Source organism: Pseudomonas sp. 32A, assembly GCF_052682255.1.
This window is the reverse complement of sequence record NZ_JBQYLY010000001.1, coordinates 6,253,279-6,265,089: the sequence shown is the minus strand read 5'-3', so window position 1 is coordinate 6,265,089 and position 11,811 is coordinate 6,253,279. Positions and strand designations below refer to the sequence as shown.

Genomic DNA, 11,811 nt, shown 5'->3' with positions numbered 1-11,811 from the left:
CGTGGACAAAGCTCATCCGCCCCTGCTCAACCCGACGATCCGCCGACACTCATGGGTACTGGGGCTCCTGGCACTGATCCTGTTTATCGCGGGCAACTGGAACCAGGCCATCATCGGCTTTGACTCGCGCTTCGTGCTGTTCGCCCAGGAGATGCTGCGCCATGGGCCGGGGTTCTTCCCGACGACGTATGGCCAGCCTTACGCCGATTACCTGGCCACCTCGACGCTGCTGACCTGGCTGCTGTCCTTGCCCCTGGGGCAGGTCACCAGCCTGACGGCCTGGTTGCCCACGGCCATCGCTTCAGCGCTGATCGTGGTGCTGGTCTACCGACTGACAGCGCCCTACTCCCGGCGCTGGGCGCTGCTGAGCGTCGCTGTGATGCTGCTCAGCAGTACCTTCATCAGCGAAACCCGGGCGGTGTCCCTCGACCAGATGCTGGCCGCCGTGGCCCTGGCGGTGTTTTACCTGGGTTATGCCCACGACCATTTCGGCGCCTGCCGGCGTCTGCATTGGCTGTTTCTGTTGCTGATCCTGGGGTTTGCGATCCGTGGGCCGATCGGCCTGGTGATTCCCACCGGCATGCTGTGCAGCTATTACCTGATCAATCGTCAATGGCGGCAGTTGTTCAGTTTTGGCCTGTTGGCGCTGGCGTTGTTGGCGGCGTGTGTCGGCCTGTTGTTGTTGCTGGCCAAGCTCAGTGGCGGTGAAACGTTCATGCAGGACGTGATCCGCATGCAGTTCCTCGGCCGCATGGACGGTACCGAAGGCTCCGGTAGCGTGCTGTATTACTTCACCAGCTCGATGGGCAATTACGCACCTGCCTATCCACTGGCCATACTGGCGCTGATTGCGATTGTTGCCGGTGGCCGCGAAGACAAGGGCCCGGCGCTGAAACTGGTGCTGTACTGCCTGGCCGCCGGCTTGATCGTGATGATCGGCCTTTCCGTGCCCCAGGCGAAAAAAGCCCGCTATGTGCTGCCGATGTTGCCCATGGCGGCGATCATTGCCGCGTATCCATTCCAGGTGTCCCGCGGAAAACTGTTCGTCGGGTTGCGCTGGCTGATGCTGGCGCTGTGGGCGGTCATTCCTGGTCTGCTGATCGCAGGGTTGTTCGTGGCGCGTCATCGCTTCCCTGAGCAGATTGGCAGTCTCAATCCGGTGTTCGGGCTGCTGATCGCGCTACAGACTCTGGCGCTGGGACTGCTGTTCAACCGGCGCCTCCGCTACCTGGGCCCGGCTTTCTCTGCCGTACTCGCGGTATGGCTCGCCTATATCGTGATGGTCGAGCCCCTGGAGCGCCGTCTGTATGACACGCGCACCTTTACCCTCCAGGCCCACACGCTCATCCAGCAAGAACGAGCGCCGCTGGTGCTGCACGCGCTGGGCAAGGACGCGAAAGCCATCAAATTCATGGTCAACCTCGATTGCGACCAGGTGCCGTTGTTTACCCAGTTGCCCGCCGAACTGGCGCCGATCCAGGCGCCTGCCTGGCTGATCATGAGCCAGGCGGACTACGAGACCTTGAGCGATCCACGTATTCGCTCGTTGCAACCGGTGCTGATCGGTCAGTTCGACAAGAACCCTTACGTGCTGCTGCATTTGACCAAACCCGCGCAACCTTGATACCTGCCAACGGGATAAGCGGCCCAGGCCGCTTATCCCGTGCCAGTACAATCCGTAGTTATAAATCCAGGTGCATGTAAGAAACTTCTTTACCCATACAACTTCGAAACTTTCCAGATTATAACTATCGAGAAAGATCCTACGCGTCTATCCGCATGCGCCGATGCACGCCCCCTTCCCGCTCCAAGTCACCAACTGTAGACTCGCCTGCAAAGTGAGTTATTTATTTAATACCTTCTAACTATTCCCAGAAGTGCCAAAGGTGCGGTGCAGGGCCGTCCTGTTACTGTCGTACGAAATGCGGCGACCGTAATAGCAAGCCATCTATCGTGAAGTACCCGATTAAAGAAACAGCCGCAATAACAATAAATACGTTTTAAACAGCACTTAGCGCTGCCGTTTATTTCATTTAGAGGAATGTTCTGTGTCCGACCATCGATTGCCCGCCCCCGCCGCCTCTGACACTGTCGTGCCGTTAACTCGCGACCAGGTGAATGTGGGTTATATCCCCCTGCCAAAACTGGATCGGCTCATGGAACTGCGCGATGCACTGGTAGTACTCAAGGGGCCTCTGGCCAACGATCCCTCACTGCGGGAAAACGTACAGAACCTGCTGATCAATGAGGAAACCAATGATCGGGTACTGGGCAAGATCGGCAGCCCCCTGCCGCCCCCGATCCGCCTGATACCGGCGGGTTGAGACGCTTTATGCAAAAATACTGCACTTGACCTGCATTAATATGCATTGGCAGCAACCTTGTATGGTTGGCACACTGCATAGGTTCCTCCCCCAAATGCAGGAACTGTTTTGAAGGGCTTTTCCGGGAAACCAGACAAGCCTTTTTTTTGCCCGTTTTTTATGGATCTCCCGTCAATGCTCGCTCGCTGGTTACCCGCTGCCATCAATACCCGCCCTGCCGAATGGAGTCGTGCCGCCATCGGCATGGCGTTGGGCACACTGTTCAGTGTCTGGGTGTGCGCCCAGGTGTTTGGTATGGAGGTGGCGCTGCACCTGATAGGCCCGCTGGGGGCCTCGGCGGTTCTGCTGTTTGCCGTGTCTTCCGGCGCATTGGCCCAACCCTGGTCGATCATTGGCAGCTACCTGTGTGCAGGGGTCGTTGCGCTGCTGGTGGCCCGGGTGCTGGGACGCACATTAGGCAGCGCATGCCTGGCTGCGGGGATGACCGTCATCCTCATCTGCTGGTTGCGTTGCTTGCACCCGCCTGCGGGCGGGCTGGCCATGAGCCTGGTGCTGGCTGATCCCGCATCGATTGCCATGGGCTGGCACGAACTGGGCGCCGTCATGCTGGGCGCCGCTGCCTTGCTGGCCTGCGCACTGGCCTATAACAACGCAACGCGCACGCGTTACCCCAAAGGGGCCAGCGAGCCGGCTGCGCCGAACTTCATGCCAACGGCCATCGAAAACCCCGGCATCAGCGCCGAAGACCTCAAACAGGCCCTGGCCGAGCGCGAGCAGTTCCTGGACGTGACGCCGCAGGAACTGGAAGAACTGATCCAGGCCAGCGAACGCTATGCCCGGCGGCGGACAATCGGCGCGGTTTTCCAACGCTAGGGCCAGCATCCTCCCTAGGGCAAAAATGCAAAAACGACCTGCATGATTCCGACTTGTACTGGGCAAATTTGCACTGGTACGATCGCGAGATGGTTCGCCTACGAACATCTTGATAAAGAACAATAAAAGCAGGGAGTTAGAGATGACTGCTCAGGTTTCATCCGAAGCAAGCAGCGCCGGGGTCGTGCACGACGAGGTCCTGGCCCACGTACGCAACCACATAGGCCACCTGACCCTCAATCGCCCCGCCGGCCTGAACGCCATTACCCTGGACATGGTCCGCAGCCTCAGCCGGCACTTGCAGGCCTGGGCCAACGACCCCGAGGTGCACGCCGTGGTGTTGCGCGGTGCCGGTGAAAAAGCCTTCTGCGCCGGGGGCGACATTCGCTCGCTGTACGACAGCTTCAAGAACGGCGACACCCTCCACGAAGACTTCTTCGTCGAGGAATACGCCCTCGACCTCGCTATTCACCACTATCGCAAGCCGGTACTGGCGCTGATGGACGGGTTCGTCCTCGGCGGCGGCATGGGCCTGGTACAAGGCGCCGACCTGCGGGTGGTCACTGAGCGCAGCCGCCTGGCAATGCCTGAAGTGGCCATCGGATATTTCCCTGACGTAGGCGGCAGCTACTTCCTGCCGCGTATTCCCGGTGAACTGGGGATCTACCTTGGCGTAACCGGCGTGCAGATTCGCGCGGCCGACGCCCTGTATTGCGGGCTTGCAGACTGGTACCTCGACAGCGCCAAGTTAACCGAGCTCGATCAGCGGCTCGACCGCCTGACATGGCACGATTCACCGCTCAAGGACCTGCAGGGCGTGCTGGCCAGCCTCGCGGTGCAGCAATTGCCCGACGCACCACTGGCCGCACTGCGCCCGGCCATCGACCACTTCTTTGCCTTGCCGGATGTGCCGAGCATCGTCGAGCAATTGCAGCAAGTCACCGTCGCCGACAGCCATGACTGGGCCCTGACCACCGCCAGCCTGATGCAAACCCGCTCCCCCCTGGCCATGGCCGTAACCCTGCAGATGCTGCGCCGCGGGCGCCACCTGCCACTGGAGCAGTGCTTTGCCCTGGAGTTGCACCTGGATCGCCAGTGGTTCAACCGTGGCGACCTGATCGAAGGCGTGCGCGCCCTGCTGATCGACAAGGACAAAACCCCTCGCTGGAACCCTCCAACCCTCCAGGCGTTGGAGGCTGATCATGTCGAAAGCTTCTTCCGCAACTTCGACAAGAACGGGAACTAAGCCATGCAAGATATTGAATTTACTGAAGAACAGGTAATGATCCGCGACATGGCCCGGGACTTTGCCCGTGGCGAAATCGCGCCCCACGCCCAGGCCTGGGAAAAGGCCGGCTGGATTGACGACGCCCTCGTCGCCAAGATGGGCGAGTTGGGCCTGCTGGGCATGGTCGTGCCCGAAGAATGGGGCGGCACTTACGTCGACTACGTGGCCTACGCCCTGGCGGTGGAAGAGATTTCCGCCGGCGACGGCGCCACCGGCGCGCTGATGAGTATCCATAATTCAGTGGGTTGCGGGCCAATCCTCAACTACGGCTCACAAGCACAAAAGGAAACCTGGCTGGCGGACCTGGCCAGCGGCCAGGCCATCGGGTGCTTCTGCCTGACCGAACCCCAGGCCGGTTCCGAAGCGCACAACCTGCGCACCCGCGCCGAACTGCGGGACGGCCAGTGGGTGATCAACGGCGCCAAGCAGTTTGTCAGCAACGGCAAGCGCGCCAAACTGGCGATCGTGTTTGCGGTGACCGACCCGGACCTGGGCAAGAAAGGCATCTCGGCGTTCCTGGTGCCCACCAACACCCCAGGCTTCGTGGTGGACCGCACCGAACACAAGATGGGCATTCGTGCCTCCGACACCTGCGCCGTTACCCTCAACCAATGCACGGTGCCGGAAGCCAACCTGCTGGGCGAACGCGGCAAAGGCCTGGCCATCGCCCTGTCCAACCTCGAAGGCGGGCGCATCGGGATTGCCGCCCAGGCGCTGGGTATCGCCCGTGCCGCCTTTGAAGCGGCGCTGGCCTACGCCCGCGACCGGGTGCAGTTCGACAAGGCGATCATTGAGCATCAGAGCGTGGCGAATATGCTGGCCGACATGCAAACCCGCCTGAATGCAGCGCGCCTGCTGATCCTGCATGCCGCGCGGTTGCGCAGTGCGGGCAAGCCGTGCCTGTCGGAAGCGTCCCAGGCCAAACTGTTCGCGTCGGAAATGGCCGAGAAGGTCTGCTCTTCAGCGATGCAGATTCATGGGGGTTACGGCTATCTGGAGGATTACCCGGTGGAGCGTTACTACAGGGATGCGCGGATTACCCAGATTTACGAGGGCACCAGCGAGATTCAGCGAATGGTGATTGCCAGAGAATTGAAAAACTACCAGCTGTAACCGGTATTCGCAGAACCCATGTGGGAGCGGGCTTGCTCGCGAAGGCGGTGGATCAGTCGATACATCGGGTGACTGTAATACCGCCTTCGCGAGCAAGCCCGCTCCCACATTTTGATCTTCAGCGTTTCACGGCAGTGTTTATTTGTCCTTGAACTCCGGCGCACGCTTGGCCACAAAGGCCGCCATGCCTTCCTTCTGATCCAGTGTGGCAAACGCCGCATGGAACACCCGGCGCTCAAAGCGCACGCCTTCGGACAGGCTCACTTCAAACGCACGGTTGACGCTTTCCTTAACCATCATGCTGATGGGCACCGACTTGCTGGCGATCAGGGTCGCGACTTTCAATGCTTCGTCCAACAGCTCATCCGCCGGCACGATCCGCGCGACAATCCCGCAGCGCTCCGCTTCCACCGCATCGATAAAGCGCCCGGTCAGGCACATTTCCATGGCCTTGGCCTTGCCTACGGCGCGGGTCAGGCGCTGGGTGCCGCCCATGCCCGGCAGCACGCCGAGGTTGATTTCCGGCTGGCCAAACTTGGCGTTGTCACCGGCCAGGATGAAGTCGCACATCAAGGCCAGTTCACAGCCGCCACCCAGGGCGAAGCCGTTGACCGCAGCGATGATCGGCTTGCGGCGGTTGGCCACGCGGTCGCTGTCGCTGAACAGGTCGTCGAGGTAGATCTGCGGGTAGGTCAGCTCCGCCATTTCCTTGATGTCGGCGCCGGCGGCAAAGGCCTTTTTCGAGCCGGTGAGCACGATGCAGCCGATTTCCGGGTTGGCTTCGAGGCTGTCCAGCGCCTGGTTCAGCTCACTGACCAGCTGTGCGTTCAAGGCGTTCAGCGCTTGCGGGCGATTGAGGGTGATCAGCCCGACACGGCCCTGCACGTCCAGCAAAATGGTTTCGTAACTCATAGATACTCCTCAGAGATTGCGTGAAATGACCATGCGTTGAATATCGCTGGTGCCTTCGTAAATCTGGCAGACCCGCACATCGCGGTAGATCCGCTCCAGGGGAAAGTCGCTCAGGTAACCGTAACCGCCGAGGGTTTGCAAGGCTGCCGAACAGACCTTTTCGGCCATTTCCGATGCAAACAGCTTGGCCATGGATGCCTCCACCAGCGCCGGCTTGCCGCTGTCACGCAGGGCGGCGGCGTAATGCACCATCTGCCGCGCCACGGCGATTTGCGTCGCCATGTCTGCCAGGCGGAAGGCCACGGCCTGGTGCTCGATGATCGGCTTGCCAAAGCTTTCCCGCTCGCGGGCGTAGTCCCGGGCCGCCTCAAACGCCGCCCGTGCCATGCCCACTGCTTGCGAGGCAATGCCGACGCGCCCACCTTCCAGGTTGGCCAGGGCGATCCGGTAGCCTTCACCCTCCTCGCCCAAACGGTTGGCCACCGGCACTTTCAAGTCTTCAAACAGGATCTGGCAGGTATCGGAGGCGTGCTGGCCGAGTTTGTCCTCGACCCGTGCCACGCTGTAGCCCGGCGAGTCGGTGGGCACGATAAAGGCGCTGATACCGCGCTTGCCGGCAGCCGGATCGGTGACCGCAAACACAATCACGATCCCGGCGTTTTGCCCGGAGGTGATGAACTGTTTGCAGCCGTTGAGCACGTAATGATCGCCCTCCAGACGGGCGCGGGTTTTCAGGCCGCTGGCGTCGGAACCGGCCTGGGGCTCGGTCAAGGCAAACGCCCCGAGCATCGCGCCGCTGGCCAGGGGCTTGAGGAACTGTTCTCGCTGTGGGTCGTTGCCGAACTTGAGGATCGGCACACAGCCCACCGAGTTGTGCACGCTCATGATGGTCGAGCAGGCACCGTCGCCAGCGGCGATCTCTTCCAGGGCCATGGCGTAGGCCAGGTAGCCGGTGTCGCAACCGCCCCACTGTTCCGGGACCAGCATGCCGAAAAAGCCCAGCTCGGCCATTTCGCCAATGGCTTCCTTGGGAAAGCGATGCTCGCGGTCCCACTCGGCGGCGAACGGCTTGAGCCGTTCCTGGGCAAATTGCCGGGCCGCTTCGCTGATTTGCAGTTGTTCGTCATTCGGGAGCATAGGTGTTCCTTAATACAGGCATTCAACGGCCATGGCCGTGGCTTCACCGCCGCCGATGCAGATCGCCGCAACGCCGCGCTTGAGGCCTTTCTGGCGCAGGGCCGAGAGCAGGGTCACCAGGATCCGCGCGCCGGACGCGCCAATCGGATGGCCCAGGGCACAGGCGCCGCCGTGGATATTGACCTTGCTGTGGGGAATCTCCAGCTTGCTCATGGTCACCAGGCTGACCACGGCAAAGGCTTCGTTGATTTCAAACAGGTCGACTTCGTCGAGGTTCCAGCCAGTCTTGCTCATCAGCTTGCGGATCGCCCCCACCGGCGCGACCGGGAACAGCCCAGGCTCATCGGCAAACGCCGCGTGGCCATGGATCACCGCCAGCGGCTTGAGCCCGCGCTTCTGCGCTTCAGACTCGCGCATCAGCAGCAACGCCGCCGCGCCATCGGAAATCGAACTGGAGTTGGCCGCCGTCACCGTACCGCCTTCGCGGAAGGCCGGCTTCAAGGTGGCGATCTTGTCCAGCTTGGCTTTTGGCGGCTGTTCGTCGTGGGTGATGGTTTTCTGTTCCTTGCCCACGGTGACCTGCACCGGGGCGATTTCGGCGATGAAGTTACCGTCGCTGATCGCCTGTTGCGCACGGGTCAGGGAAGCAATGGCAAACGCGTCCTGGGCCTCACGGGAAAAGCCGTTGTGCTCGGCGCAGTCTTCGGCAAAGGTGCCCATCAAGCGGCCCTTGTCGTAGGCGTCCTCAAGGCCGTCGAGGAACATGTGGTCGAGCACCCGGCCGTGGCCCATGCGGTAACCGCTGCGGGCGCGGTCCAGCAGGTACGGCGCGTTGGACATGCTCTCCATGCCACCGGCGATGACCACTTCCACGCTGCCCGCCAGCAACGAGTCATGGGCCAGGATCGTGGCTTCCATGCCCGAACCGCACATCTTGTTGAGGGTGGTGCAGCGGGTCGATTTATCCAGGCCTGCCCCCAGCGCCGCCTGACGCGCGGGTGCCTGGCCGAGGCCGGCGGGCAGCACGCAACCGAACAGCACTTCATCCACGGCATCGGACGCAATACCGGCGCGCTCGACCGCCGCACGAATCGCCGCAGCGCCCAGTTGCGGAGCGGTCAGGCCTTTGAGATCGCCCTGGAAGCCGCCCATTGGGGTGCGTACTGCGCTGACAATAACGATAGGATCAGTCATGAAAAATCTCCTTATTTGGCTGCCATGCGCAAGGCACCGTCGAGACGGATCACCTCGCCGTTGAGCATGCTGTTTTCAATGATATGCCGCACCAGCGCGGCGTACTCGCCTGGTTTGCCCAGGCGCGGCGGGAATGGCACGCCGGCGGCGAGGGACTCGCGCACTTCCGGGGTCATGCCGGCCATCATCGGGGTTTCAAAAATGCCGGGGGCAATGGTCATCACCCGAATCCCGTAGCGCGCCAGCTCACGGGCGGCAGGCAGGGTCAGGCTGGCGATCGCGCCCTTGGAGGCGGCATACGCCGCCTGGCCGATCTGGCCGTCAAACGCCGCCACCGAAGCGGTGTTGATGATCACACCGCGCTCGCCATCGGCATTTGCCTCGGTTTCAGCGATAGCCGCCGCCGCCAGGCGCAGCAGGTTGAAACTGCCGATCAGGTTGACGTTGATCACCTGGGCGAAGTTGGCCAGAACGTGGGGGCCATTCTTGCCAAGGATTGTCTCGCCGCGAACCACACCGGCGCAGTTGACCAATCCGTGCAAACCACCAAAGGCCGCAACCGTGGCCTGCACCGCCGCTTCGGCGGCGGCTTCCTGGCTGATATCCGCGACCACGCTGCGGGCTTGCTCGCCGAGCTTTTGCGCCTGGGCCGCGACGGCGTCAGCGTTCAAATCCACCAGCATCACCTTGGCACCGGCTGCTACGAGCATCTCGGCCGTTGCCGCGCCGAGGCCTGAAGCGCCGCCGCTGACCAGAAAAACCTTGTTCTCAATCTGCATCATTGTTTCCTTGAAGAATGGGTCACGCCGTGACCGCCTGGGCCTTGGCAATTTCCTGATTACGCAAAATGAAGCGTTGCAGCTTGCCGCTCGGGGTCTTGGGCAGCTCGCTGACAAATTCGATTTCCCGTGGGTACGAGTGCGCCGCCAGGCGCTTGCGTACGTGCAGGCGCAGCTCCTCGGCCAGGGCCGGCTCGGCGCGGTACTGCTCGCTGAGCACCACAAAGGCTTTGACGATCTCGGTGCGTTCCGGGCATGGCTTGCCCACAACCGCGGCTTCCACTACTGCCGGATGCTCGATCAATGCACTTTCCACATCGAAGGGGCCAACGCGGTAACCGGAAGTGGTGATCACATCGTCACTGCGCCCGACAAAGCTGATGCTGCCGTCGGGGTTCAGTTCCACCGTATCGCCGCTGAGGTAGTACTTGCCGACGAAGGCTTTGGTCTTGACCCCGTCGTAGCCGGCGAACCAGCACATCGGCGATTGTTCACGGTCGACGGCGAGGATGCCTGGTTGGCCGGCGGGCAGTTCCTGATGGTTGTCGTCCAGTACCACGATGCGGTGGCCTGGCGAGGCAAAGCCGGCAGAGCCCACGTGCACCGGGTGTTCCAGGCCGTGGTGGTTGCACAGCACCATGCCCAATTCGGTCTGGCCGTAGTGGTCGTGGATGGTCACGCCGAGGTTATCGGCGAACCAGCGGATCACTTCCGGGTTCAAGGGCTCGCCGGCGCTGCTGACAATGCGCAGCTTGCCCTTGATCGACTGGGCGAACTGCTCGCCGCCGGCAATCAGCAGGCGATAGGCCGTGGGCGATCCGGTGAGGTTGGTGATCCCGTATTTGTTGATGACGCGGCAGGTGCTTTCGAGGGTGAACGGGCCGTCGTAGAAGGTGATCGGATGGCCCATGGACAAGGGGCCGGTCACGCCGAAATAGATGCCGTAGGCCCAGCCCGGATCGGCGACGTTCCAGAATGCGTCTTCGGGGCGCAGGTCGACGGCGTCGCGGGTGTAGCTCTGGAACGCCACGATTGCCTTGAGCGGTACTGCCAGGGATTTCGACGGGCCGGTGGTGCCGGAGGTGAACATCAGCAGGAACGGGTCGTCGGCGCCCAGCAATACGGGTTCGCAGAGGTTGGAATAGTTTGGCAGTTCGGCCCAGAAGCTGAAATCGCCGCGCACGATGCCTTCGCCGTTGGGGCCGGCGACGGTGACGATGGTTGGGCAGTCGGCCACTTCATTGAGTTTGGGACGGTTGACCGCGTCGGTCACCACCAGCGCGGCGCCGGAGCTGTTCAGGCGGTGTTCGATGGCTTTGGGGCCGAAGGCGGTGAACAGCGGCTGATAGACCGCGCCGATGCGCCAGGTGGCGAGTACCACTATCAGTAACTCGGCGGTGCGTGGCAGGAGGCCTGCTACCTTGTCGCCGCGATTGACGCCCTGGGCCAGGAGGAAGTTGGCGAAGCGTGCGGCCTGGTCTTGTAATTGGGTGAAGGTGGACGTGGCGCTGCGGCCGTCCTTGCCTTCCCAGAACAGCGCGATGCGGCCGGGTAAGGCGTGGCGGTCGCAGCATTCGACGCAGGCGTTGAGGGCCTGCAGAGTGCCCGACAGGGCGGCGTCGACGGTGTGTTGGTAGTTGAACTGGGTGGTGGCAGCCGAGTAATCACGCATCGCTTCAAATCCCTGTGTGTTTTTTTGTTTTCAGGATGGGTACGTAGACCGGTGAAATAGTCGCTCTAGAGCGGTGGGTGGGCAATGGTCAAAGCTTTCAACTTGGTTGACTGGTTTGGCCAATGGGGGGGCTTTTTTTGGGTGGTGTGTATATCCGTTATTTAGGTAACGGCCACTATTGGTTCCGCTCTTACAGCGGCTCACTTTTGAACAGCGCAAAAGTAAGCAAAACGCTCTTGCCCCACCACTCGGCACCTCGCCTAGGCTCGGTGTGCCCTCACTCCGGCTTTGGACCGTGGGCCGCCGTCATGGGCCATCCTTGGCCCAGGACGGCTAACCTGGCGTCCTGCCAGGTTACCCACGCTCCAAAGCCTGCGTTCGGCCAGCGTGGTTTAACGGGGCGCCTAAGATCAAAAGCAAAAGCACAGCGGCCTCCCGGCCGGCTTGAGTGTTGAAGAGCAAAATCAAAAGCCAAAGCGGGCACGGTCAAAAATGTGGGAGCGGGCTTGCTCGCGAAGG

The 11,811-nt window shown here is 61.8% G+C and carries 10 protein-coding genes; 5 read left to right on the top strand and 5 right to left on the bottom strand.

Going from position 1 to position 11,811, the window contains the following annotated elements; genetic code table 11:
* Window position 1 precedes the first annotated feature (1 nt).
* The 5 genes from ACUN0G_RS28840 to ACUN0G_RS28820 all read left to right on the top strand — a co-directional run bounded on the left by ACUN0G_RS28840 (window position 2) and on the right by ACUN0G_RS28820 (window position 5,598).
* A complete protein-coding gene (locus ACUN0G_RS28840; protein WP_445575012.1) occupies window positions 2-1,624 on the top strand; it encodes an ArnT family glycosyltransferase in 1,623 nt (540 codons plus the stop codon).
* Between the two features lie 424 nt (window positions 1,625-2,048).
* On the top strand, window positions 2,049-2,324 hold the full coding sequence (locus ACUN0G_RS28835; RefSeq protein WP_258346133.1) for a type VI secretion system contractile sheath small subunit: 276 nt from the start codon (window positions 2,049-2,051) through the stop codon (window positions 2,322-2,324).
* Window positions 2,325-2,498: 174 nt separating this feature from the next.
* Complete coding sequence (locus ACUN0G_RS28830) at window positions 2,499-3,197, top strand: HPP family protein (RefSeq protein ID WP_421524430.1); 699 nt, start codon at window positions 2,499-2,501, stop codon at window positions 3,195-3,197.
* A gap of 142 nt (window positions 3,198-3,339) precedes the next feature.
* Entirely contained in the window at window positions 3,340-4,443 is a 1,104-nt protein-coding gene (locus tag ACUN0G_RS28825) for an enoyl-CoA hydratase/isomerase family protein (RefSeq protein ID WP_421552654.1), read from the top strand.
* A 3-nt stretch (window positions 4,444-4,446) separates the two neighbouring features.
* On the top strand, window positions 4,447-5,598 hold the full coding sequence (locus ACUN0G_RS28820) for an acyl-CoA dehydrogenase family protein (protein ID WP_445575011.1): 1,152 nt from the start codon (window positions 4,447-4,449) through the stop codon (window positions 5,596-5,598).
* A gap of 138 nt (window positions 5,599-5,736) precedes the next feature.
* Here ACUN0G_RS28820 and ACUN0G_RS28815 read toward each other — a convergent pair whose 3' ends face one another.
* From ACUN0G_RS28815 to ACUN0G_RS28795, 5 genes are read right to left on the bottom strand one after another with little or no spacing between them, the layout of a single operon-like run.
* The gene (locus tag ACUN0G_RS28815) at window positions 5,737-6,510 is read right to left on the bottom strand and encodes an enoyl-CoA hydratase (protein WP_010171088.1); all 774 of its coding nucleotides are present in this window, start codon (window positions 6,508-6,510) and stop codon (window positions 5,737-5,739) included.
* A 9-nt stretch (window positions 6,511-6,519) separates the two neighbouring features.
* The gene (locus ACUN0G_RS28810; protein ID WP_063030095.1) at window positions 6,520-7,647 is read right to left on the bottom strand and encodes an acyl-CoA dehydrogenase; all 1,128 of its coding nucleotides are present in this window, start codon (window positions 7,645-7,647) and stop codon (window positions 6,520-6,522) included.
* Window positions 7,648-7,656: 9 nt separating this feature from the next.
* A complete protein-coding gene (locus tag ACUN0G_RS28805; RefSeq protein ID WP_445575010.1) occupies window positions 7,657-8,841 on the bottom strand; it encodes an acetyl-CoA C-acyltransferase in 1,185 nt (394 codons plus the stop codon).
* Between the two features lie 11 nt (window positions 8,842-8,852).
* A complete protein-coding gene (locus ACUN0G_RS28800; protein WP_445575009.1) occupies window positions 8,853-9,620 on the bottom strand; it encodes an SDR family NAD(P)-dependent oxidoreductase in 768 nt (255 codons plus the stop codon).
* A 22-nt stretch (window positions 9,621-9,642) separates the two neighbouring features.
* A complete protein-coding gene (locus ACUN0G_RS28795) occupies window positions 9,643-11,292 on the bottom strand; it encodes an AMP-binding protein (protein WP_445575008.1) in 1,650 nt (549 codons plus the stop codon).
* Window positions 11,293-11,811 lie beyond the last annotated feature (519 nt).

Coding starts and splice junctions, on each gene's coding strand:
- ACUN0G_RS28830 (WP_421524430.1), top strand. CDS start 2,499: ATGCTCGCTCGCTGGTTACCCGCTGCCATCAATACCCGCCCTGCCGAA.
- ACUN0G_RS28825 (WP_421552654.1), top strand. CDS start 3,340: ATGACTGCTCAGGTTTCATCCGAAGCAAGCAGCGCCGGGGTCGTGCAC.
- ACUN0G_RS28820 (WP_445575011.1), top strand. CDS start 4,447: ATGCAAGATATTGAATTTACTGAAGAACAGGTAATGATCCGCGACATG.
- ACUN0G_RS28815 (WP_010171088.1), bottom strand. CDS start 6,510: ATGAGTTACGAAACCATTTTGCTGGACGTGCAGGGCCGTGTCGGGCTG.
- ACUN0G_RS28810 (WP_063030095.1), bottom strand. CDS start 7,647: ATGCTCCCGAATGACGAACAACTGCAAATCAGCGAAGCGGCCCGGCAA.
- ACUN0G_RS28805 (WP_445575010.1), bottom strand. CDS start 8,841: ATGACTGATCCTATCGTTATTGTCAGCGCAGTACGCACCCCAATGGGC.
- ACUN0G_RS28800 (WP_445575009.1), bottom strand. CDS start 9,620: ATGCAGATTGAGAACAAGGTTTTTCTGGTCAGCGGCGGCGCTTCAGGC.
- ACUN0G_RS28795 (WP_445575008.1), bottom strand. CDS start 11,292: ATGCGTGATTACTCGGCTGCCACCACCCAGTTCAACTACCAACACACC.